The sequence below is a fragment of the Rhizobium sp. WCS2018Hpa-16 genome (assembly GCF_031843705.1).
Taxonomy (GTDB): domain Bacteria; phylum Pseudomonadota; class Alphaproteobacteria; order Rhizobiales; family Rhizobiaceae; genus Agrobacterium; species Agrobacterium tumefaciens_C.
In genome coordinates this window covers 1-21,525 of the sequence record NZ_JAVTIX010000004.1, presented here as the reverse complement: position 1 = coordinate 21,525, position 21,525 = coordinate 1, and the positions used below count along the sequence as shown (strand labels likewise).

Below are 21,525 nucleotides of genomic sequence, written 5' to 3'. Positions count from 1 at the left end.
TGGTAACGCCTTGACAAATCATGCTCACGGGTTTCTCATTGGCGCATTCACCAGGGGTGTCCCGTCAAGGGGCTGAGATACTGCTACGATGCGCAGTGACCCGTTGAACCTGATCCAGTTCATACTGGCGTAGGGACGGTGCACACGCGCAGACAGCAGCCTGGCTGCTACGGATCACGTCATACATCCGTTTGCCCGTGGTTTTTCGTCTTTCATGCTCGAACTGGGTCTCCAACTCTTTTGCTTTGGAGCCTCACGATGAACATTGTTGCCAAGACCATCACCCCCACAGTCACCACCGGTCCGCTTCCTGCCTCGACCAAGGTTCACAGGGCAGGCGTGCTTTACCCTGATATCCGCGTTCCCATGCGCGAAATTGCCCTTCACCCCACAGCCGGTGAGCCAGCTGTCACGGTCTATGACGCTTCCGGTCCCTACACCGATCCCAAACATAAGCTCGACATCGAGGGTGGTTTGCCGCGCCTTCGCCACGCCTGGGCCGTGGCACGGGGTGACGTGGAGGCCTATGAGGGCAGACACGTCAAACCGGAAGATAACGGCTTTGCCACTGGCGAAAGGCTGACGCCCGAGTTTCCCGTGCGAAACCAGCCGCTGCGGGCGAAAGACGGCAAGGCCGTGACGCAATTGGCCTATGCCCGGGCAGGCATCATCACGCCAGAGATGGAGTTCGTCGCGATCCGCGAAAACCTTGGCCGCGAAGCCGTAAAGGAAAAGCTGGCTCGAGACGGCGAAAGTTTCGGCGCCCATATTCCCGATTACGTGACGCCGGAATTCGTGCGGCAGGAAGTGGCGGCAGGCAGGGCCATCATTCCCGCCAATATCAACCACCCGGAAGCCGAGCCGATGATTATCGGTCGCAATTTCCTCGTCAAGATCAACGCCAATATCGGCAATTCCGCCGTGACGTCATCCATGGCGGATGAGGTCGACAAGATGGTCTGGGCGATCCGTTGGGGTGGCGATACGGTGATGGACCTCTCGACCGGTCGCAATATTCATAACATCCGCGAATGGATCATCCGCAACGCTCCTGTTCCAATTGGAACGGTTCCGCTCTATCAGGCGCTGGAAAAGGTTGGTGGCATTGCCGAAGACCTGACCTGGGAGGTTTTCCGCGATACGCTGATCGAGCAGGCCGAGCAGGGGGTGGATTACTTTACCATCCATGCCGGGGTGAGGTTGCACTACATTCCGCTGACCGTCAACCGCGTGACCGGCATCGTCTCGCGCGGCGGCTCGATCATGGCCAAGTGGTGTCTGCATCACCACAAAGAATCCTTTCTCTACGAGCATTTCGAAGAGATTTGCGACATTTGCCGCGCCTATGATGTGTCCTTCTCGCTGGGTGATGGTCTTCGTCCGGGCTCGATTGCCGATGCCAATGACGCCGCGCAATTTGCCGAGCTGGAAACGCTGGGCGAACTGACGCAGATCGCATGGGCGAAGGATTGTCAGGTGATGATCGAAGGTCCGGGTCATGTGCCGATGCACAAGATCAAGGAAAACATGGATAAGCAGCTGAAGGTCTGCGGAGAAGCGCCCTTCTACACGCTTGGACCGCTGACGACCGATATCGCGCCGGGTTATGACCACATCACGTCAGGCATCGGGGCAGCGATGATCGGCTGGTTCGGCACCGCCATGCTTTGCTATGTTACGCCGAAGGAGCATCTGGGCCTGCCTGATCGTAACGACGTGAAGGTGGGTGTGATTACCTACAAGATTGCCGCCCATGCCGCCGATCTTGCCAAGGGCCATCCTGCGGCCCAGATCCGCGACAATGCGCTGTCTCGCGCGCGGTTTGAATTTCGCTGGGAGGATCAGTTCAACCTGTCGCTGGACCCGGAAACGGCCCGGTCCTTCCATGATGAGACCTTGCCCAAGGAAGCGCATAAGGTTGCGCATTTCTGCTCCATGTGCGGTCCCAAATTCTGTTCGATGCGCATCTCCCATGACATCAGGGCCGAGGCACAGAAGGAAGGGCTGGAGGCCATGGCGGAAAAATTCAAGCAGGGCGGCAGCCTCTATATGCCGCTCGATACGCCCGTTGCCGGTGAGTGAGATGCGTATTCTCGTCAAAGGGGCGGGCGTCATGGGGCTGACGGCCGCTCTGGAAATAGCCAGGCGTGGTCTTTCGGTTGATATCCATGACACCGCAGCGAAGGTGGGGCATGGAGCGTCCTGGTATGCCGGTGGCATGCTGGCGCCCTGGTGCGAGCGGGAAAGCGCCGATGAGGCCGTTGTCCGGCTTGGGTGTTCAGCGCTGGACTGGTGGGATGAGGCAACGCCGGGTCTTGTTGTGCGAAACGGCACGCTGGTCGTAGCCCCCGCACGCGACAAATCGGAGCTTGCCCGGTTTGCCGCGCGCACGAGCCAGCATCGCAGCGTCAACGAGGAGGAGATTGCCGCATTGGAGCCCGATCTTGGCGGGCGCTTCCGCCATGGGCTTTTCTTCGAGCGCGAAGGTCATCTTGATCCAAGGCTGGCCATCGTGGCGTTGCAACAGCGGCTGATGTCGATGGGTGTTGCTTTTCATCTGGGTGGAGACGCCATCGCTGAAACCGGCTTTGACAGGATTGTCGATTGCACGGGCCATGCCAAGCTCGGTTCGCTGGCAAAGCTTCGCGGTGTCAGGGGTGAAATGCTCTATCTTTCCACTCCCGATATCGCGCTTTCCCGGCCCGTGCGTCTGCTGCATCCCCGCATCCCCCTCTATGTCGTGCCGCGTGAGCCGGGGCGTTTCATGGTGGGTGCGACCATGATTGAAACCGAGGATGCCGGGCCGATCTCGGCGCGGTCGATGATGGAGTTTCTCAACGCCGCCTATGCGCTCCATCCCTCGTTCGCGGAAGCCAAGATTGTCGAGACGGGCACCGGCATCCGCCCCGCCTTTCCGGACAATCTGCCGTCCGTCACCCGCAGCGGAAATACGCTGTTCATCAATGGTGCGCACCGCCACGGCTTTCTGCTTTCACCGGCCATGGCCATCCAGGCCGCAAATATTCTCGGAGATAAGGAGGTTTCCCATGAAAATTCTCGTCAATGGGCAAGAGCATGATCTCAGCGCCGACACCCTGTCTCAGCTTCTGGCAAGCCTCGATTATGAAGGCGATTGGCTGGCGACAGCCGTTAATGGCGATCTGGTCCATGCCGAAGACAGGCACGGCTTCCATCTCAAGGATTTCGACCGGATCGAAATTCTCTCACCCATGCAGGGAGGATAAAACATGTTGACGCTTTATGGACGTGAGGTCAGCTCAAGACTGCTTCTGGGCACCGCGCGCTATCCGTCACCTTCGGTTCTGGCGGATGCCGTCCGCGCCAGCCGAACGGATATTCTGACCATTTCGCTGCGCCGGGAAACGGCGGGTGGAAAGACCGGCGGGCAGTTTTTCGAGATGATCCGCGAGCTGGACCGCCTCGTTCTGCCCAACACGGCCGGATGCCATACGGCCAAGGAAGCGGTACTGACGGCGAAAATGGCACGCGAGGTCTTCAAGACGAACTGGATCAAGCTCGAAGTGATCGGCCATCACGATACGCTGCAACCGGATGTCTTCGCCTTGGTCGAGGCGGCGCGCATTCTGGTGGATGACGGGTTTGATGTGTTCCCTTACACCACGGACGATCTCGTCGTGGCCGAAAAGCTTGTTGACGCGGGATGCAAGGTGCTGATGCCATGGTGCGCCCCGATAGGCAGTGCGATGGGACCGCTGAATATCACCGCGCTGCGCTCCATGCGGGCCCATTTTCCAGACGTGCCGATGATTGTGGATGCAGGGCTCGGTCGCCCTTCACATGCAACTGCCGTGATGGAGCTGGGTTACGATGCCGTGCTTCTCAACACGGCGGTGGCGGGTGCCGGAAACCCGGTCATCATGGCTGGTGCATTTGCAAAGGCCGTTGCGGCGGGTCGGGAAGGGTTTCTGTCAGGTCTGCTTGAGCCGCGTGACATGGCTGTTCCATCGACGCCCGTTATTGGAACAGCTGTGTTTTCGTGATGCGTTGACAAGCAGGGCCCAAGGGCGGGATACCGGGAGAACCATGGAGGGCCCGCTCTTGCACAATCTTTTGACTGATATTGATGGCGTGGCCGTTGGTCATGCAACGGATCTTGCTCTGGGATCTGGCGTCACCGCCATTGTCTTCGATGAACCGGCCATTGCATCCGGCTCCATTCTGGGTGGTGCGCCCGGCGGTCGGGATACAGCACTTCTCGATCCTTCTATGACGGTTGAGACCGTGGATGCTTTCGTTCTGTCCGGCGGGTCCGCTTTCGGGCTGGATGCGGCGGGCGGTGTTCAATCCGGATTGCGGGAGCTTGGCCGGGGTTTTGCGGTCGGCCCAACCCGTGTTCCCATCGTGCCGCAAGCCATCCTGATGGATCTTCTGAATGGCGGAAACAAGGATTGGGGTCTGCATTCCCCTTACCGCGACATGGGCTATTCGGCCTTCAAGGCGGCATCAAAGGCGCCCTTTGCGCTCGGCACCATTGGCGCAGGAACCGGCGCGACCACCGCGACGGTCAAGGGTGGATTGGGTTCTGCCAGCGCGGTCACCTCATCCGGCCATAGAATTGCGGCCATCGTCGCCGTCAATGCGCTGGGATCAGCCACTGTTGGAAGCGGCCATCATTTCTGGGCGGCACCTTTTGAGAGGGGTGAGGAGTTTGGCGGGCTTGGCATGCCGCCAGCCTTTACGGATGCCGATGTGGCCATGCAGATCAAAGGCGTGACACTAACCGCCACCACGATTGGCGCTGTGGTGACCGATGCCGTCATCTCAAAAGCGCAGGCGCATCGCCTCTCCATCATGGCCCATACCGGTCTGGCGCGGGCCGTTCTGCCATCGCATCTGTCCAGCGATGGCGACACCATGTTTGCGGCGGCTACAGGCCGCGAGGCCCTGACCGGGCCAGCAGATTTTCTTGAATTGTGCCATCTGGCAACCCTCGTCATGGCGCGCGCCATCGCACGTGGTGTGTTTGAAGCCACGGCACTGCCTCATGACGGTGCGCAAAGATCCTGGAAGGACCGCTTCGGAGCTGATCCAAGATGAGCGAAATGAAGGCTCCACTCAAACCCGTCTTGCGCATCGATTTTCCGCCTGATGACCGGCTCGGACGCGGCAAGATTCAGCTGATGGAACTCATTGTATCAACGGGTTCGATTTCCGCCGCTGGCCGCGCCATGGACATGTCCTACCGCCGTGCGTGGCTGCTGGTGGATGCGCTGAACCACATGTTCCATCAGCCCGTCATCGAATCACAACGGGGCGGCAAGCAGGGCGGTGGCGCGGGGTTGACCCCTTTTGGCGAAGAGCTCTTGGCCCGCTGCCGGGTTATGGAGCAGCGTGTCGTTGAGGCATTGAAAGGTGATATGGAGTGGCTGGAAGCCAATCGCCGCCAGACCCCTCAATAGGGATCGAAGGCCGCCGACTTGACGATGACAAAGATCGGCATCCCGGCTTCAAGCCGCAGCCGTTCCACCGAAAGCTGCGTGATGCGCGACTGGATGATATCGCCGCCGCAATCCGTCTGGACCATGACCATGCCGTCGGATGCGGGCATGATCTCTGCGATGGAGCCTTCCAATATGTTGAGGGCGCTCAGGCCCTCCGGCCTCACAGTTGCCAGCATCACGTCCCGCGCTGGAATGTGAACACGAACTGCCCGGCCAACCTCAGCCCATTGGGTCGGCACCTGCAAGGCCTTGCTGGTGAGGCGAAGGGTTGCAAGACCGTGCTCCCTGTCGAAAGCCTCGATGGTGCCTGAGAGAATGCTGCCAGCTTCGCGGCGCTCAAGGTGGGTGCTGAAGGCCGGGCGGGAAAGAATGGCTGCGGCGGGACCATTGATCTCCACCTGCCCGTTCTTCAGCACGACAATCCGGTCTGCCAGACGCGAGACTTCGTTGATGGAATGGCTGACATAGATGATCGGGATTTTCATTTCGTCCCGCAATCGCTCCAGATAGGGAATGATCTCCGCCTTGCGAGCTTCATCAAGCGCCGCCAGTGGTTCGTCCATCAACAACAGGCGCGGCGCGCAGAGAAGTGCGCGGCCAATGGAGACCCGCTGCTTTTCGCCACCCGAGAGGTTTTCCGGACGGCGCTTCAACAGGCTGCCGATGCCCAGCATCTCTACGATGTCTGCACTTTCAGCAGGCTTTGCCGACGCACCGGAAAACCAGCGGCCATAATGCAGGTTTTGCTCGACAGTGAGATGCGGAAACAGTCGTGCTTCCTGAAAGACATAGCCGAAGCGGCGCTTGTGGCAGGGAATGCATATGTGTCGCGCGCTATCGGCCAGCACTTCGCCATCCAGTTCCACCAGCCCGCGTTGTGGTTTGGTCAAGCCCGCTATGATCCTGACAAGAGAGGTCTTGCCGGATCCGGAACGGCCAAACAGGGCGGTAACGCCGGTTCCAGCGCTGAGCTTTGCTTCCAAGGTAAAGGCGCCAAACCTGTGTTCGATGTCGAGGTGAAGGGTCATTCGGCGCTGACCTTCTTGCCGATCCATCGCGCCAGAAATTCAGAGGCCAGCAAGGCAAGCATGGAAATTGCGATGGCGACGACTGTCAGCCGCAGCGCGCCCGCATCACCGCCCGGCACCTGCGTGAAGGTGTAGATGGCGGCAGACAATGTCTGTGTTTCACCGGGGATGTTGGACACGAAGGTAATGGTCGCGCCGAATTCCCCCATCGCCTTGGCAAAGGCAAGGATCATTCCCGCGATGATGCCGGGCAGCGTCAGCGGCAATGTCACCGTCAGAAACACCCAGAGTGGACTTGCGCCGAGCGTTCCGGCGGCTTCCTCCAGTTTGCGATCCACGGCTTCAATCGAGAGGCGGATTGAGCGGACCATCAGTGGAAAAGCCATGACGGCGCAGGCGAGTGCGGCACCCGTCCAGCGAAAGGAAAAGACGATGCCGAACGACTGATCGAGAAACTGGCCGATCACGCCCCTGCGCCCAAATAGAATGAGAAGAACAAAGCCTGTGACGACAGGCGGCAGGATAAGCGGTAGGTGGACAATGCCGTTCAGAATGGATTTTCCCCAGAACCGTCCGCGCGCCAGCGCATAGGCTGTTGCAATCCCGAATGGAAGGCTGGCCAGCATGGCAATGGTTGAGACCCAGAGGCTCAAACGAATGGCCGTCCATTCTTCCGGGGTAAGCGATATCAAGTCCACTCTGCCATTCCTGCTGGTTCTATGGTCCCGCTCAAACGACCCTGATCTCAGACCTTACTTCAAAATCGTAAAGCCCTGCTGTTCAAAGAATGGTGCAGCGGCTGAGGATTTCAGAAAATCGAGATAGGCCTGTGCGGCGGGTTTTTTCGAGTCTGCCAGAATGGCTGCGGGATAAATGATGGGATCGTGGCTATCCTCCGGAAACGTGCCGACGATGGCAACGCCGGGATCGGCGGCGGCATCGGTCTGGTAGACAATGCCATAGGGTGCTTCGCCGCGTGAAACGAGGAGGAGGGCGGCGCGGACGCTTTCGGCGCCTGCGACTTTGTTCTCGACGGAAGGCCATATGCCGAGCTTTTCAAGCGCAGCCTTGCCATATTTTCCGGCAGGAACCGTTTCAACCGCCCCCATGGCCAGCTTGTTTTCACCCAGACGCTGGCCAAGATCGAAACCCGGTTCGATCTTCACCTGTGTCGCCTGATCGGATGGTGCGATCAGCACCAGTTGGTTGCCGAAAAGATTGGTCCGGCTGTCCGCACGGATCAGCTTTTTACCTTCCACATAATCCATCCACGCCAAATCAGCTGAGATGAAAAGATCGGCAGGAGCGCCCGCTTCAATCTGTTTTGCCAGCGCTGAGCTTGCTGCATAGGATGCCGTGACCGGGATGCCGGTCTTTTTTGTCCACTCAGCATTGGCAGCATCGAGCGCATTCTTCATGCTGGCTGCGGCAAAGACAGTGAGCTTTTCCTGCGCCATCGCCGTGCCTGAAAGCCCAGCAGCGATGAGCCACGCGCTAAAAAGGGTCGCGAGTGTTTTTCTGGCGAGAACACGCCGGGACATTCCCATGGCCATATACCCTGTTTTCAAGAAACGCTGGATAAGCTACTTAAGCGCCACCCGTTATGTTTTCAAGGATATATCGATCATCGGGAAAGAATGTGGATCATTTTACGCTGTAAAAGCAGGCTCTAAAACCGCTCCCCGGTGAAATGTGCAACCTGAGCGCCCGCTTCGTAATAGGCTTCTTTCAGAACCCGCAGGCTCTGTGCCTTTGGAACGGTGACCGGCAGGGGCAGATCGCCCTCGATGATGTCACCCGTGACATGGGCCGCCAGCGTCTTGCCGAAAACAGTGCCGGGAGCAATTCCGCGCCCATTATAGCCACAGAAGCCAACGATATTTTTTGCGAATGTGTGGAAGCGTGGCACGGCATTGTCGGTCATGCCGATCTGGCCATACCATTCGCATTCGAAATCCATATCGCCCAATTGCGGAAACAGCCGTGCGAGAGACCGCTTGGCCCATGCGCGGTGCACGGCGGTTCCGGTGTTGCGCAAGGATCCAACGCTGCCAAACACAAGCCGCCCTGCCTGATCCATGCGGAAGGATGACAGGATCTCCTTGGTATCCCAGCAGCCTTCCCGGTTCGGCAGAATGGTCTTTCGCATGTTGTCGCCAAGGGGACGTGTGGCGAAGTTGAAATAGGGCAGATATACCTGTTCCTCGCGGATGATGTTCCACGGCCCGGTGCTGTAAGCCTCGGTCGCAACGATAACCCAATCCGCCCGCACGCTTCCTTGCGCCGTCTTGACCGCCCAGCCATCGCCATCTGCATCACAGGCAATGACGGGGCTTTCTGTATAGATCGTCACGCCTGCTTTCTGCGCGGCCATTGCCAGGCCACGTACATAGGCGAGCGGCTGCAACGTGCCGGCGCGCTCGTCCAGCAAAGCGCCGCTATAGGCGTTTGAGCCGATACGGGCCGCTGTTTCCTGCGCATCCAGAACCCGCACGGGAGCGCCTCTTGCCGCCCACTGGGCGCAACGTTCGCGCACCTCGGCCAGCCCCTTTTCGCCCACGGCGCAGTGCAGCGTTCCATTCGTTTCAAGTTCGCAGGCAATGCCGTGCTTGCCGATGACGTCTCTGACAACAAAGGGCGCGTTGCCCAGAAGGTCGAGCAATCGCTCGCCATAAACGGGGCCCAGAACATCCGGCAGCTCCTTGGGCATGACCCACATTCCGCCATTGATCAGGCCGACATTGCGGCCCGCACCGCCAAAGCCGATGGACTTGGCCTCGACAACGATGACGCGGATGCCGCATTCTGCCAGATGCAGGGCAGCGGAGAGGCCGGTAAAGCCTGCGCCCACCACAACGACATCGGCTGTCTCGTGCGTCTTAAGCGGGCTAGTCATCGGTGGCTCAGGCGCTGTCTTTTCCCAAAGGCCATGAGAGCGAGGATCATTGTACATTGAAGTGCCCCAAGGAAGCAGATGGTTTAAGCGCATGTCGCAACGGTCAGCTTACAGTCGCCGCGACACTGTGAAAACCGACATCTCGTCATCATGTCATGCCGGGCACGAATATGAAGGCGAGATTGCAATGGGAATGACGGTCAGGCTTGAATCCTGCGCCCAGCTCGGCCAATAGTGCACCCACATGAAGGATCGCGCTTAAGCGCTCACATCAACTGATGACGGGATAGAAATCATGAAGCCCATTTTCGTTCAGCTTCAGTGCACACCCGGCAAGACTTACGAAGTTGCCGATGCCATCTACAAGACGGAACTGGTTTCCGAGCTGTACTCCACCAGCGGGGAGTATGATCTTCTGTTGAAGATTTACCTATCGCCGGAACAGGATCCCGGCAAGTTCATCAATGAGAACATCGTCAGCATTCCGGGCATTGTGCGCTCGCTGACGACGCTGACTTTCACTGCGTTCTGACGACGAAAAAAGGCGTTGCTCCCCTGGGGAGCAACGCCTTTTTTGCATCAACTGAGGTGGCTTTTTCAGATCATTGCCGCGACTGTGCGGTTGCGCACGAGGTTGCGGATGGCAAGACGCACGTCATCGGCGCTGTCGAAACGTTGATCGTCAAGGTCATGCACGTGGAATTTTACAGCGATAAACTTCAGGCGGTTCTCATCCGGTACAACAATGCCAACCGGCTCACCCGCGAATTCAATAACTTGTCTTTGCATAATACATACTCCCGCTGTGGCTCGTCACAGCATTTCGTCGAATCGAATTTTTAAGAGTGGATGACTGTTAGGTCACATTCGACAGCAGCGGGAACACATCACTGTGCGGCCGGACCAGGCAAACCCTAGGTCAAGGATTGCGGCGATGCGTTTCAAGTAAGACATGACACTCTCCCTGCTCTGATGCTGATCTGGACATGGTGGAGAATCACTCTCCAACAGAAAGAACTGATACTCCAGATCAGTAGCGTAATCAATGAAGATCAATATAGGTAGAATATTTTTCTTTATGATGACAGGACGGGGGCGGAATTGTGAAATTTTTGTTTCTTTTGGCCCATTTGGTCAAGGCCCCGGAAAACCGTGATTTTCGGATGTCATCACGCGCCTTGCGGCGGATAGGCATGATCGTTTCCGTTGAAATCGGAAACCGTGTAGCAACCATCGGCATGTTTCGCGACCGCAGTCTGGCTGATGACGGTTTTTCCGTGGCCGCCGGGAATATCCAGAACATAGGTTGGCTGGCACAGGCCTGATATGCGCCCGCGCAGCGCAGCGACGATTCTCTGCCCCTCTTCCACATCCAGCCGGAAGTGGCTGGTGCCCGGCGCAAGATCGGGATGGTGGAGATAATAGGGTTTGACGCGCGCTTCCACGAAGGCCCGCATGAGATCTGCCAGAACAGCAGGGTCGTCATTGATGCCTTTGAGCAGAACGGTTTGGCTGATCATGGCAATGCCTGCATCGACCAGCCGTGCGCAGGCAGCGCGTGCATCTGCCGTGAATTCACGTGCATGGTTGGCGTGAAGCGCGACATAGGTCGTCTTGCCACTGGATTTCAACGCTTCGACCAGCTCCGCATCGATGCGGTTGGGATCGACCACGGGAACACGTGTGTGAAAGCGCACGATCTTGACATGGCTGATCGCCCTCAGGCCTTCCATGATGGTGGCAAGCCTGCGGGGTGAGAGCACCAGCGGGTCGCCACCTGTGAGAATCACCTCCCAGATTTCCTCATGCGCTGCAATGTAAGACAGAGCCGCGTCCATCTCATCGCTCGTCATGGTGCCATTGCCCTGCGGCCCCACCATTTCGCGGCGGAAGCAGAAGCGGCAATAGACCGGGCAGATATGGACAGCCTTCAACAGCACGCGGTCGGGGTAACGATGCACAATGCCGTGGACGGGGCTGTGGGCTTCATCACCAATCGGGTCAGCACGTTCTTCCGGGGTGCTGTGAAGCTCCTTTTCGCTTGGAATGAACTGCAGTCCGATCGGATCAAGCTTGTCCGCCTTGTCAATCAGTGCCGCCATGTCGGGTGTGACCGCTATGGCGTAACGTTCCGCGACCGGGCGAATGCGTTCAAGCTCCACCTCGTCCACCAGACCGGCGGCCAGCAGATCGGCTGTCGATTTGAGGCTGCGCACCGTCATGAGCCGTAGGCCGCAACGGGTGCCCACATGACGAGATCGATGCGTGGCGCGCCCGTGGCCAGCATGACCAGCCGGTCGAAACCAAGCGCGATGCCGCTCGCCTGCGGCATCACGGCCAGGGCGGCCAGGAAGTCTTCGTCTATTGGGTATGTTTCACCATAGATGCGTTGTTTTTCGCGCATCTCGGCTTCAAAGCGCAGGCGTTGTTCGGCAGCATCGGTCAGTTCACCAAAGGCGTTTGCCAGTTCCACGCCGCAGGCATAGAGTTCGAAACGCTCTGCCACGCGGCTATCGCTTGGAGAGCGGCGAGCAAGTGCTGCTTCGCTGGTGGGGTATTCGTCAAGAATTGTCGCCCGGCCAAAGCCAAGCTGCGGCTCTACCCGCTCAACAATCACCCGGCTGAAGATGTCCGCCCAGCTATCATCATGGGAAATGCGGATGCCGGAGGCTACCGCAAGTGCCGCCAAATGATCACGGTCGGTTTCGCCCGATGCCGCGACCGTGGCCAGAAGATCAATCTGCGCATAACGGGAAAAGGCCTCGGCAACACTGACACGTTCGGGCTCGAGAAACGGATCGACTTCGCCATTGCGATAGCGAAATGTTTTCGTCTTTGCGGTCTCGGCGGCAAGGCCCAGCAATTGGGCGCTATCCCGCATCAATGTTTCATAGGTTTCGCCAGCCCGATACCATTCCAGCATGGTAAATTCCGGGTGGTGGAGGGGGCCACGTTCGCGGTTGCGGTAAACATGGGCAAAAGAGGCGATGCGCGGTTCGCCCGCTGCCAGCAGTTTCTTGCAGGCAAATTCAGGCGATGTATGCAAATAAAGAGGAGCGTGTTCTGCGCTGGTCGTTATCCCGGTTGTTGCGAAAGCGTGGAGGTGCGCTTCGTTGCCGGGAGAAACCTGCAACGTGGCCGTATCGACCTCGATAAAATCATGGGCGGCGAAGAATCCGCGGAATGCGGCCTGTATGGCGTTGCGGCCAAGCAGGAAGGGCCGGCGATCCCTATGAACATCAGGTGTCCACCAGGGAGAGGTCGTGTGGAGGCTGTTACCCATTCGCGGTCTTCTTCACGGTTGTTTCTTTTGCGGAGCAGAGGAAAATGCGCTGTTGCGGCACTTCGGTGGCCTCGGTTCTCTTGAATCATCGGAAAACCGCACCGCAGTTTCGCTTGAATGCTCTAGAAGGCTGGCCTTTGTCCCGAATTTAGGGTAGTTGCGCCCCATAAAACACACAAAACGTCCATCGGGTCGATGCAGCCGCGCGGTCCTTTACGACGCATTTCATTGAGTTACAAGGAAATCCTATGGTCAAGGTTATCGCCTCATCCGTGCGCAAGGGCAATGTCATCGACGTTGATGGCAAGCTTTACGTCGTTCTCAACGCCAATAACTTCCACCCTGGTAAGGGTACACCGGTGACGCAGGTCGATATGCGCCGCATCTCCGACGGTGTGAAGGTTGCCGAACGCTGGCGCACCACCGAGCAGGTCGAGCGCGCTTTCGTTGAAGACCTGAACTTCCAGTTCCTTTATGAGGATGGCGAGGGGTTCCACTTCATGAACCCTGAAAACTACGATCAGGTCGTCGTGGATACCGAGACAATGGGCGAGCAGAAGGCCTATCTTCAGGAAGGCATGACCTGCGTTCTGTCCATCCATGAAGGCATTCCTCTGGCCGTCATCCTGCCGCGCCACGTGACGCTTGAAATCATGGAGACCGAACCTGTTGTCAAGGGCCAGACGGCATCGTCGTCCTACAAGCCCGCCATGCTGTCCAACGGCATCCGCACCATGGTGCCACCGCATATCGACGCTGGCATTCGCGTTGTCATCGCGACTGAAGACAATTCCTACGTCGAGCGCGCGAAGAACTGATCTTCGCAGCAATCACTCTGTTCTACAAAAGCCCCGGAGCGATCCGGGGCTTTTTGTTGTTGTATGGCGCACAAAAAATCCCGCAACTTTCGTTACGGGATTGATGGTGACCAGACGCAGTTTGCTGCCTTTACATTCCCTTTGGAGTGGTGGCTGCAATGCGTGCGTTAGAAGACGTGGTTGGCGCGCCGACCGCGTAACCGCCACCCAATGCAACGCTGAGCGATACATAGTCCTGAGCGGTTTTCTGAACGGCTGTTGCCAGGTTTGCCTGGGCTGTCGAAACCTGACGCTGCGCATCCAGAACGTCGAGCAGAGACGAAGCACCATCGCGGTAGCTTGCGGTCGCGAGCGACAGAGCTTCCTGATAGGAGTTGACGGTCTTGCGCAGGGCATCTTCCGTCTGCTTGTCGCGGGTTACGGCGGCAAGGGCGTTTTCAACTTCCTCGATACCGTTCAGCACGGTCGCCTTCCATACGAGATACTGCTCGCGGGCCGACGAATTGGCGATGTCGACATTGGCGCGCAGGCTGCCACCGTCGAAGATCGGAAGGTTGAGGCTTGGTCCGAAGGACCATGAGTTCGAAGTTCCGCGCGCGCCATTGTTGGCAATGTTCACGAGGCTTGGAGAAATGGAGCCGCTCAGCGTGATGCTTGGATAGAGGCGCGATTCGGCGACGCCGATCTGTGCAACGGCCGCGGCGAGATTGCGCTCTGCAACGCGGATATCGGGACGGTTGCGGATCAGGTCAGCCGGGATACCGGTGAGCGGTGCCTTGCGGGCGACAGGCTGACGCGCGCCGCGCTGCAATTCGACAACCAGCGACGATGCCGGCATGCCGAGCAGGGTTGCAATGCGGTGTGCCGCCTGGCGGAAGGCAGTTTCGAGACCCGGCATGTCTGCAATTGTCGAGTTGACCAGACCTTCGGACTGAACGACGTCGAGACGCGACGCAGCACCGGCTTCAAGCTGAAGCTTCGTCAGGTCAAGCGTTTCGCGGCGGGACTTCAGGTTGGCGCGGGCGATGGCCAGACGTTCCTGATAATAACGAACATCGATATAGGCTGCGACAACAGATGAGATCAGCGTCAGGCGCTGAACGTCAGCCGTTGAATAGGCTGCATCCAGAGAAGCACTCGCGCTTTCCTTGGAGCGACGGTACTGGCCAAAAAGATCCAGCAGCCAGGATGCGTCAAGAGCACCAGCCGTGCTGTTGCGTACAGACGAACTGGTGGACGGGAAGCTGCCCTTGGTCTGCGACGTGATATGGTTGGCGGAGCCTGTCAGGCTTGGAAGAGCGCCAGCACCGGCGACGGTGATCTGGGACTCTGCCTGATTGATTCGTTCGATGGCCTGGAGAACGGTCAGGTTCTGCGCCATGCCTGTTGCGACATATCCATTGAGACGGCTGTCGTTGAATGCATTCCACCATGCCACGGTTGCGACATCGCCATTGCTGGCTTTTCCGCCCTCGGCGAATTTGGCAGGAAGCTGAACCTCTGGTGCCTTGTGGTCTGGCCCGACAACACAGCCGGACAGAAGGAGCAAGGTCAGAGGAAGGGTAGCGCGAATGGACAGCATGGAGTGATCCCAATTTATTTCGGCGCACACGGCACCTTAGTCGAAACGAGCGTAGCGCAGTTATTGGCAGAGAAAATGCGGCTTATAATAAGCAATATTCCTAACAGCCTATTCCTGCTTTGCTAGCCTATTTTTGGTTTGTTAACGATTAGATATTCGCCTTATGATGACGAAGAACGATGGAATGAAGAAAATTCCCAGCAGTGTTGCAGAAAGCATACCACCCAGAACGCCGATACCGATTGCATTCTGCGCTGCGGAGCCTGCACCACTGGCGATTGCAAGCGGCACGACACCCAGAATGAAGGCAAGCGAGGTCATGATGATGGGACGCAATCTGAGCTTTGCGGCCTCCAGTGTTGCGTCGAGCAGAGACAATCCGTGCTCCTGACGCTCTTTAGCGAACTCCACGATCAGGATCGCGTTTTTCGCGGCAAGGCCAATCGTCGTCAACAGGCCTACCTTGAAGTAGACGTCGTTCGATTGACCAAAGAAGTGTGCCGCCAGCAAGGCGCCGAGCACACCGACCGGCACGGCCATGATGACGGAGAAGGGGATCGACCAGCTTTCATACAGGGCTGAAAGGCACAGGAAGACGATCAGAACAGAAAGACCGTAGAGAAGTGGTGCCTGTGATCCCGATAGCCGTTCCTGATAGGAAAGTCCCGTCCAGGCCACCGAATATCCGCCGTCCATTTCAGATACGATTCGTTCCACCTCGTTCAAGGCATCGCCCGAGCTGAGGCCAGGAGGGGCGGCGCCTTCCAGCGAGAATGCACTGGCAGCGTTGTAAGCGGAAACGGATGGCAGACCATTGACCCATTTTGCAGTGGTGAACGCGGTGAACGGCACCATCTCATTGCTCGAATTGCGCGCATTCCAGTATTTCAGGTCTTCTGCCTGCATGCGGTATGGCGCGTCCGACTGCACATAGACCTTCTTGATCTTGTTGTTCAGCGTGAAGTCATTGACCCGGCTGCCCGCAAAGATCGTCGTCAGCATGGTGTTGACTTCGGCAACGTTGAGGCCCATCGAGCCCAGCTTCTCCTGATCAAGCTCAAGCTTGACCTGGCTTTCCTGATCGCGGTCATTGGCGCGCATCGCTGTGACCTTGCCGCTGGCATTGGCGGTCTGGATCAACTGTTTCGACGCGTTGACCAGTGCTTCCGAACCCCGGTTACCACTATCGACAAGGTACATGGAGAAGCCGCTGGAATTGCCCAGACCCTGAATGGCGGGAGGCAGGATCGGGAAGACCTGCGCTTCGCGGAAAGTCATGAAGGTTCCCATTGCGCGTTGCACGATGGCAGAGGCGGCCATGTTTGGCGCTGTACGCTGATCGAAGTCCTTCAGCTTGGCAAAGACGAGAGCATAGCTTTGTCCGCTACCGGTGAAGCTGAAGCCGTTCACAGCAAAAATGCTGTCGATCGTGTCTTTTTCCTTGTCGAGATAAAAGTTCTCGACTTTTTCGATGACCTTTGCGGTCTGCGCGCTCGTCGAGCCGTTTGGCAACTGAATGATCGTCATCAGAACGCCCTGGTCTTCCTGAGGCAGGAAGGACGATGGCAGCCGTGTGAAGAACCATGCACAACCACCGATGATGATTGCGAACATGAGAAGCACGCGCAATGGCCGCTTCAGCAGATAGCCTACGGAATTCACATATCCCGTGGTTGTCCGGTCGAAGTTGCGGTTGAACCATGCGCCGGGACCACGGGTCTTCTTATGATGATCAACCGGCTTCAGCATCGTGGCGCAAAGTGCCGGTGTCAGCACGATGGCGACGACGGCCGAGAGCAGCATGGCAGACACGATGGTGACGGAGAACTGACGGTAGATGATGCCTGTCGAGCCACCGAAGAACGCCATGGGAATGAACACAGCCGTCAGCACAAGGGCGATGCCGACAATGGCGCCGGTGATTTCGCCCATGGATTTCTCCGTGGCTTCCAGCGGGCTCAAGCCCTCCTCGGTCATGATGCGCTCAACGTTTTCAACAACCACGATCGCATCATCGACAAGCAGACCGATGGCAAGAACCATGGCAAACATCGTCAGCGTATTGATCGAATACCCGGTGAGCGCAAGAATGCCGAAGGTGCCCAGAAGCACCACGGGAACAGCAATCATCGGAATGAATGTGGCACGCAGGTTCTGCAAGAAGACCAGGAGAACAACGAAGACCAGTACGATGGCTTCGATCAGCGTGTGAACGACTTTCTCGATGGAGAGCGAAACGAACGGCGTGGTGTCGTAAGGGTAGATGACCTTGACGTTTTGCGGCAGGGCAGGTGCAATCTGCGCCAGCTTGGCTTTGACGAGAGCTGCGGTATCCAGCGCATTGGCGCCGGTGGCAAGGTTGACCGCAAAGCCGGACGCGGGCTGGCGGTTCGAGCGTGAAGTGGAGGAATAGCTTTCCTGGCCGATTTCAACCCGGGCCACGTCACTCAGGCGGACATTGGCAGCTGTCGTGTCGACTTTGAGGATGATCCGCTCGAAATCGGAAACGGTCGTCAACTGGCTTTGGGCCGTCATCGTCACGTTGATCTGCTGACCTTCAACGGAAGGCAGTCCGCCAACCGAGCCGACCGACACCTGCGTGTTTTGTGATTGAATGGCCGAGGTGACATCAGCTGGTGTCAGCTGGAATTTCTTCAGCTTGAAAGGGTCGAGCCAGATGCGCATCGAATAAGCGGAGCCGAAGGCATTGATATTGCCGACGCCTTCCAGGCGCTTCACCTGATCTGATATCTGCGTCGAAAAAATGTCGCCGAGATCAGCCGAAGAGCGCTTGCCATCCGTAGACACAAGGGCACCAACGAGCAGGATACTCGACGTCGACTTGGTGACCTGGATACCCAGATTTTGAACCACTGCCGGCAGCTGCGAGGTCACAAGCTGGAGCTTGTTCTGGACCTGAACCTGGGCAATGTCGCCATTGACGCTGTTATCGAATGTCAGGGTGATGCTTGCCGATCCTGTGGTGGACGACGAGTTCATGTAGGTCAGGCCGTCAAGACCGGTCATCCCGTCTTCGATGATCTGCGTGACGGTCTTGCGGACCGTATCGGCACTGGCGCCGGTGTACGTTGCGCTGATCCGGATCGTTGGCGGCGCAATTTCCGGATATTGCGAGATTGACAAGGTGCTGATGGCCAGCGCGCCACCCAGCATGATGACAATGGAGATGACCCAAGCAAAGATCGGTCGCCGAATGAAAAATTTTGACATATCTAGTTCCTGATCACGATGTTGCCGAGCATGTCTTCAGACATCATGATTTCGGCGCCGGAGCTGGAGCCGGGGCAGGCTGTGCCGCCTGCTTTTCTACGATGGAGCCCTTTTCATCGATCTCGACCGGTATGGGATCGACCACGGCATTGTCTGTTATCCATTGAAAACCGTCAGCAATCAGCTTGTCGCCATCCGCAACATTGTCCGTCACAAGCCAGTTGTTTCCAGAGAGCTGGCTTGTGGTGAATGTCCGGGTCTCAACCTTGTTTTCACCGGTCACGAACTTTGCAGTCAGCTCGCCATTGGCGTTGCGGCCAGCCGCGCGCTGGGGAATAAGGTAGCCGATTTCCTTACCCACCGTGATCGTGGCACGCACATACATGCCCGGAAGAATGACGTTGTCAGGATTGTCGAACAGGGTGCGGATGGAAACGGTGCCTGTCGTTGTGCTGACGGCCATTTCCGACATGTCGAGCTTGCCCACGCCGGGGTACTCGGACCCGTCTTCCAGCGTCAGACGAATATCCGTCGTTTCGCTATTGTCGCTGCGCTCCAGCTTGCCGGCCTTGATCGCAGACTGCAGGCGCAGCAGGTTGACGCTGGATTCGTTCAGCTGAATGTAGATTGGGTTGATCTGGCGCAGGGTGACGAGCGAATCTGCCTGACTGGCCGTGACCACGTTTCCTATTGAAAAGTTGGTGGCGGAGGTCACGCCGTCGAAGGGGGCACGAACTTCCGTCAGCGACAGATTGATCTGCGCGGTCTGCAAGGTGGCACGCGCCTGTGCAACGGAGGCTCTTGCCTGCAGCAATGTGGTGCGCGCATCTTCAAATTCTTTCTGGGATGCGCCGCTGTTGGCAAGGCGCTCATAGCGCTGCAAATTCGCTTCAGCCGCCGGGACACTGACCTCTGCGCGGTCTAGCGCGGCCTGCGCTTCCGCGAAGGATGCCTGATAGGTGTCGTCGTCGATTTTGTAGAGGATATCGCCGGACTTTACGAAGCTGCCTTCCTTGAAGGCAATCTGCTTGATGATGCCGCCTACACGTGGGCGAATGTCGGCTCTCTGGAACGCTTCGGCCCGGCCCGCGAGCAATGTAGTCAGCGGATAGTCGCTCTTTTTCATGGAAACGACGCTCACCGGGGCAGGGGGACGCTGCGCGCCCTGTGCAGGAGCCTTCTTGGCTTCCTCACTGTCGCTGCAGCCGACCACGACGCCTGCCATGAGCATGATGGTGAATAGAGGGGCTAGACGTCTTTTCATCGTTTTTCTCATGTTCAGCGGTCGAATCCCGGTTTGTCCGATGTCGAAGGCAAGCACCTAAAATGTGGTGCGATCAGGCGTATAAGGTTTTCATGGCGAAGCCACGATACAAATAGAATAGGTAAGTGACGTATAGAGCCTATCGTCACCTAGCAATCCCGTATCTCAAGGCGCTATCAATAAATCTGACGAGTTCTTCACAACGTGTTGCTAAAATGTCGACATCTTCCTGGGCGATCAGAGCCGGGTGCAATACGCATGTCAGGGCGTAAAGAGCGGTTCTGGCCGAATGTTCGATGTCGGTCTGCTGATATACACCGGCATTAACGCCGTCGTTGATAATGTCTGCAAGCTTCTGAGTGACCACTTTCTCATAATAGCGGCCACATGCAAGCTCCCGCTTGGCAGTCATCAACACCATTTCGAATATGTAGGGATTATCATTCAGGTCACCCCTATGATTTTCCATAAGCTTGCGTGCAAGATGCTGCAGGCGTTCAATCGGCGCGTGGCTGGCGTCCAGCAGATGGATCTTTTGTTCAAGCAGTCGGATCTGCTGAACGAATATTGCGTCCACCAATGCATTCTTCGAGTGAAAATGCTTGAATACATTGGCAGGCGACATGCCGAGCGCCGCTGCGATATCCGCAATCGAGACCGCGCCGAAGCCACGGTCGCGAAACAATGTCTCCGTCATGGCGAGAATATCGCGTCGTGTCTCTTCAGCTGAACGACGCGGTCGTGCTTTACGACCGGTCGTTTCGTTTTTGACCGTTGATGAGGTCGGGACGCTCGCTTTCGTCACGCTCATGTTTCCTGAATATAGCGCTGGAGGTTCTGCCGCACGCGCTCAAAGGGAGTTGCGCCGCTATCATCGGGAACGAATGTGTGACCGGTGATGCGTTCATATGCCTCTATATACACCTTCGAGGTCTGCAGCCGCAGCTCTTCAGGAATTTCTGGAATATTGTCCGCATAGGGGTCGCAGCGTTCTGCCACCCAGGAGCGGACAAAGTCCTTGTCGAAGCTATGGGGGCGGCTGCCTTCTTGGAAGGCCTGCTCATAGGTGTCAGCCATCCAATAGCGGCTGCTGTCTGGTGTGTGGATTTCGTCGGCAAGAATGATGGTCCCGTTTTCATCGGTACCGAACTCATATTTTGTATCGACCAGAATAAGCCCATGCTTGGCAGCCATCTCCTGCCCGCGCTGGAACAGGGCCAGAGCGTATCGTGACAGGGTCTCCCATTGATCCGGCGTCAGCAGTCCCTTCTCAATAATTTCGGCTGGCGTCAGTGGTTCGTCATGGCCGCCATCGAACTCTTTGCTGGTCGGCGTGATGATCGGCGTCGGCAAAGCCTGATTGTCTTTCATGCCTTCAGGGAAGGTCACGCCATACATGTCCCGCACGCCCTTCTTATAGAGTGTGAGAATGGAGGTGCCGGTGGTGCCTGCCAGATATCCGCGCACAACGATCTCAACAGGCAGAATGTCGAGCCGCTTGCCGACTACCACATTGGGGTCAGGATAGGAGACGACATGGTTGGGGCAGATATCGCCTGTGTGTTCGAACCAGTAGCGTGCCGTCTGGGTCAGAACCTGTCCCTTATATGGTATGCAAGTGAGAATGCGGTCAAAGGCGCTGAGACGATCGGTGGATATAATGATGCGGTTGCCATCTGGCAGGTCGTAATTCTCGCGCACCTTGCCTCGGTAATATTGGGGAAGTTCGGAAATGACGGCTTCGGCAAGAACACGCACGGGATTGTCCAATCTCTCTATATAAGGGCGATAACTATCTCAGGCGAGCCTGAGAGCGTGGATCACCCTATCGCATGTTTTAGAGGGAAGGACCAGTATTGGCTTTTTGTGGGTTTCGAGGGGCGGTCAGCCAAACGATATCAAATAATCTTATTAAAACAGACACTTACCACTTTTCTGTA

General features: G+C 57.3%; 20 protein-coding genes and 1 riboswitch. Of the genes, 8 read left to right on the top strand and 12 right to left on the bottom strand.

Features of this window, described 5'->3' with window-relative positions; genetic code table 11:
• Positions 1-42: 42 nt before the first annotated feature.
• Positions 43-154, top strand: a riboswitch (TPP riboswitch).
• A 104-nt stretch (positions 155-258) separates the two neighbouring features.
• The 6 genes from thiC to RQI55_RS14180 are packed head-to-tail and all read left to right on the top strand — an operon-like array spanning position 259 to position 5,441.
• On the top strand, positions 259-2,082 hold the full coding sequence (gene thiC, locus RQI55_RS14205) for a phosphomethylpyrimidine synthase ThiC (RefSeq protein WP_311273113.1): 1,824 nt from the start codon (positions 259-261) through the stop codon (positions 2,080-2,082).
• Position 2,083: 1 nt separating this feature from the next.
• The gene (thiO, locus tag RQI55_RS14200) at positions 2,084-3,079 is read left to right on the top strand and encodes a glycine oxidase ThiO (protein WP_311273112.1); all 996 of its coding nucleotides are present in this window, start codon (positions 2,084-2,086) and stop codon (positions 3,077-3,079) included.
• On the top strand, positions 3,048-3,245 hold the full coding sequence (gene thiS, locus RQI55_RS14195) for a sulfur carrier protein ThiS (RefSeq protein WP_311273111.1): 198 nt from the start codon (positions 3,048-3,050) through the stop codon (positions 3,243-3,245). Before thiO ends, thiS begins: the two co-directional genes overlap by 32 nt.
• Before the next feature lie 3 nt (positions 3,246-3,248).
• The gene (locus RQI55_RS14190) at positions 3,249-4,022 is read left to right on the top strand and encodes a thiazole synthase (protein ID WP_311273110.1); all 774 of its coding nucleotides are present in this window, start codon (positions 3,249-3,251) and stop codon (positions 4,020-4,022) included.
• Between the two features lie 43 nt (positions 4,023-4,065).
• Positions 4,066-5,079, top strand: a complete 1,014-nt coding sequence (locus RQI55_RS14185; protein ID WP_311273109.1) for a P1 family peptidase — start codon at positions 4,066-4,068, stop codon at positions 5,077-5,079.
• Positions 5,076-5,441: a winged helix-turn-helix domain-containing protein gene (locus RQI55_RS14180; RefSeq protein WP_311273108.1), complete on the top strand. Its 366-nt coding sequence runs from the start codon at positions 5,076-5,078 to the stop codon at positions 5,439-5,441. Before RQI55_RS14185 ends, RQI55_RS14180 begins: the two co-directional genes overlap by 4 nt.
• Here RQI55_RS14180 and modC read toward each other — a convergent pair.
• The 4 genes from modC to RQI55_RS14160 form a co-directional block, all read right to left on the bottom strand.
• Positions 5,435-6,511: a molybdenum ABC transporter ATP-binding protein gene (gene modC, locus RQI55_RS14175; protein ID WP_311273107.1), complete on the bottom strand. Its 1,077-nt coding sequence runs from the start codon at positions 6,509-6,511 to the stop codon at positions 5,435-5,437. The two genes, RQI55_RS14180 and modC, sit on opposite strands and share 7 nt — an antisense overlap.
• On the bottom strand, positions 6,508-7,209 hold the full coding sequence (gene modB, locus RQI55_RS14170; RefSeq protein ID WP_311273106.1) for a molybdate ABC transporter permease subunit: 702 nt from the start codon (positions 7,207-7,209) through the stop codon (positions 6,508-6,510). The genes modC and modB overlap by 4 nt, the downstream gene beginning before the upstream one ends.
• A gap of 54 nt (positions 7,210-7,263) precedes the next feature.
• Positions 7,264-8,052: a molybdate ABC transporter substrate-binding protein gene (gene modA / locus RQI55_RS14165; protein ID WP_279290553.1), complete on the bottom strand. Its 789-nt coding sequence runs from the start codon at positions 8,050-8,052 to the stop codon at positions 7,264-7,266.
• A 128-nt stretch (positions 8,053-8,180) separates the two neighbouring features.
• Positions 8,181-9,464: an FAD-binding oxidoreductase gene (locus tag RQI55_RS14160; RefSeq protein WP_243257987.1), complete on the bottom strand. Its 1,284-nt coding sequence runs from the start codon at positions 9,462-9,464 to the stop codon at positions 8,181-8,183.
• 238 nt (positions 9,465-9,702) lie between these two features.
• Between RQI55_RS14160 and RQI55_RS14155 the strand changes: the two genes are divergently transcribed.
• Positions 9,703-9,939 (top strand): Lrp/AsnC ligand binding domain-containing protein, encoded by a 237-nt coding sequence (locus RQI55_RS14155; protein ID WP_042620128.1) that lies wholly within the window; start codon positions 9,703-9,705, stop codon positions 9,937-9,939.
• Between the two features lie 65 nt (positions 9,940-10,004).
• Here the strand turns inward: RQI55_RS14155 and RQI55_RS14150 are convergent, their stop codons facing one another.
• The 3 genes from RQI55_RS14150 to epmA form a co-directional block, all read right to left on the bottom strand.
• Entirely contained in the window at positions 10,005-10,196 is a 192-nt protein-coding gene (locus RQI55_RS14150; RefSeq protein WP_243257986.1) for a hypothetical protein, read from the bottom strand.
• A gap of 380 nt (positions 10,197-10,576) precedes the next feature.
• Positions 10,577-11,629, bottom strand: coding sequence for a lysine-2,3-aminomutase-like protein (locus RQI55_RS14145; RefSeq protein ID WP_243257985.1), 1,053 nt, complete (start codon positions 11,627-11,629; stop codon positions 10,577-10,579).
• Complete coding sequence (epmA, locus tag RQI55_RS14140) at positions 11,626-12,690, bottom strand: EF-P lysine aminoacylase EpmA (protein ID WP_243257984.1); 1,065 nt, start codon at positions 12,688-12,690, stop codon at positions 11,626-11,628. Before epmA ends, RQI55_RS14145 begins: the two co-directional genes overlap by 4 nt.
• A gap of 248 nt (positions 12,691-12,938) precedes the next feature.
• On the opposite strand from epmA, the gene efp reads away from it, so the two are divergent.
• Positions 12,939-13,508 carry an elongation factor P gene (gene efp / locus RQI55_RS14135; RefSeq protein WP_042620118.1) on the top strand — a complete coding sequence of 190 codons (570 nt, stop codon included), beginning with the start codon at positions 12,939-12,941 and terminating at the stop codon, positions 13,506-13,508.
• Between the two features lie 130 nt (positions 13,509-13,638).
• On the opposite strand, the gene RQI55_RS14130 is transcribed toward efp, so the two are convergent.
• The 5 genes from RQI55_RS14130 to RQI55_RS14110 all read right to left on the bottom strand — a co-directional run bounded on the left by RQI55_RS14130 (position 13,639) and on the right by RQI55_RS14110 (position 21,343).
• Positions 13,639-15,090 carry an efflux transporter outer membrane subunit gene (locus tag RQI55_RS14130; protein ID WP_243257983.1) on the bottom strand — a complete coding sequence of 484 codons (1,452 nt, stop codon included), beginning with the start codon at positions 15,088-15,090 and terminating at the stop codon, positions 13,639-13,641.
• Between the two features lie 141 nt (positions 15,091-15,231).
• Positions 15,232-18,321 carry an efflux RND transporter permease subunit gene (locus RQI55_RS14125; protein ID WP_042620120.1) on the bottom strand — a complete coding sequence of 1,030 codons (3,090 nt, stop codon included), beginning with the start codon at positions 18,319-18,321 and terminating at the stop codon, positions 15,232-15,234.
• Between the two features lie 43 nt (positions 18,322-18,364).
• Positions 18,365-19,585, bottom strand: coding sequence for an efflux RND transporter periplasmic adaptor subunit (locus RQI55_RS14120; RefSeq protein ID WP_243257982.1), 1,221 nt, complete (start codon positions 19,583-19,585; stop codon positions 18,365-18,367).
• Positions 19,586-19,730: 145 nt separating this feature from the next.
• Positions 19,731-20,282 carry a TetR family transcriptional regulator gene (locus RQI55_RS14115; protein ID WP_243258185.1) on the bottom strand — a complete coding sequence of 184 codons (552 nt, stop codon included), beginning with the start codon at positions 20,280-20,282 and terminating at the stop codon, positions 19,731-19,733.
• Between the two features lie 110 nt (positions 20,283-20,392).
• A complete protein-coding gene (locus RQI55_RS14110) occupies positions 20,393-21,343 on the bottom strand; it encodes a phosphoribosylaminoimidazolesuccinocarboxamide synthase (protein WP_243257981.1) in 951 nt (316 codons plus the stop codon).
• Positions 21,344-21,525 lie beyond the last annotated feature (182 nt).

Bases quoted from the DNA above. Each gene is read 5' to 3' on its own strand.
- thiO (WP_311273112.1), top strand. From the start codon at position 2,084: ATGCGTATTCTCGTCAAAGGGGCGGGCGTCATGGGGCTGACGGCCGCT.
- RQI55_RS14155 (WP_042620128.1), top strand. From the start codon at position 9,703: ATGAAGCCCATTTTCGTTCAGCTTCAGTGCACACCCGGCAAGACTTAC.
- efp (WP_042620118.1), top strand. From the start codon at position 12,939: ATGGTCAAGGTTATCGCCTCATCCGTGCGCAAGGGCAATGTCATCGAC.
- thiC (WP_311273113.1), top strand. From the start codon at position 259: ATGAACATTGTTGCCAAGACCATCACCCCCACAGTCACCACCGGTCCG.
- RQI55_RS14120 (WP_243257982.1), bottom strand. From the start codon at position 19,585: ATGAAAAGACGTCTAGCCCCTCTATTCACCATCATGCTCATGGCAGGC.
- RQI55_RS14180 (WP_311273108.1), top strand. From the start codon at position 5,076: ATGAGCGAAATGAAGGCTCCACTCAAACCCGTCTTGCGCATCGATTTT.
- thiS (WP_311273111.1), top strand. From the start codon at position 3,048: ATGAAAATTCTCGTCAATGGGCAAGAGCATGATCTCAGCGCCGACACC.
- modC (WP_311273107.1), bottom strand. From the start codon at position 6,511: ATGACCCTTCACCTCGACATCGAACACAGGTTTGGCGCCTTTACCTTG.
- epmA (WP_243257984.1), bottom strand. From the start codon at position 12,690: ATGGGTAACAGCCTCCACACGACCTCTCCCTGGTGGACACCTGATGTT.
- RQI55_RS14115 (WP_243258185.1), bottom strand. From the start codon at position 20,282: ATGACGGAGACATTGTTTCGCGACCGTGGCTTCGGCGCGGTCTCGATT.
- RQI55_RS14190 (WP_311273110.1), top strand. From the start codon at position 3,249: ATGTTGACGCTTTATGGACGTGAGGTCAGCTCAAGACTGCTTCTGGGC.
- RQI55_RS14160 (WP_243257987.1), bottom strand. From the start codon at position 9,464: ATGTACAATGATCCTCGCTCTCATGGCCTTTGGGAAAAGACAGCGCCT.
- RQI55_RS14150 (WP_243257986.1), bottom strand. From the start codon at position 10,196: ATGCAAAGACAAGTTATTGAATTCGCGGGTGAGCCGGTTGGCATTGTT.
- RQI55_RS14130 (WP_243257983.1), bottom strand. From the start codon at position 15,090: ATGCTGTCCATTCGCGCTACCCTTCCTCTGACCTTGCTCCTTCTGTCC.
- RQI55_RS14185 (WP_311273109.1), top strand. From the start codon at position 4,066: ATGGAGGGCCCGCTCTTGCACAATCTTTTGACTGATATTGATGGCGTG.
- modA (WP_279290553.1), bottom strand. From the start codon at position 8,052: ATGTCCCGGCGTGTTCTCGCCAGAAAAACACTCGCGACCCTTTTTAGC.
- RQI55_RS14125 (WP_042620120.1), bottom strand. From the start codon at position 18,321: ATGTCAAAATTTTTCATTCGGCGACCGATCTTTGCTTGGGTCATCTCC.
- RQI55_RS14145 (WP_243257985.1), bottom strand. From the start codon at position 11,629: ATGACGGTGCGCAGCCTCAAATCGACAGCCGATCTGCTGGCCGCCGGT.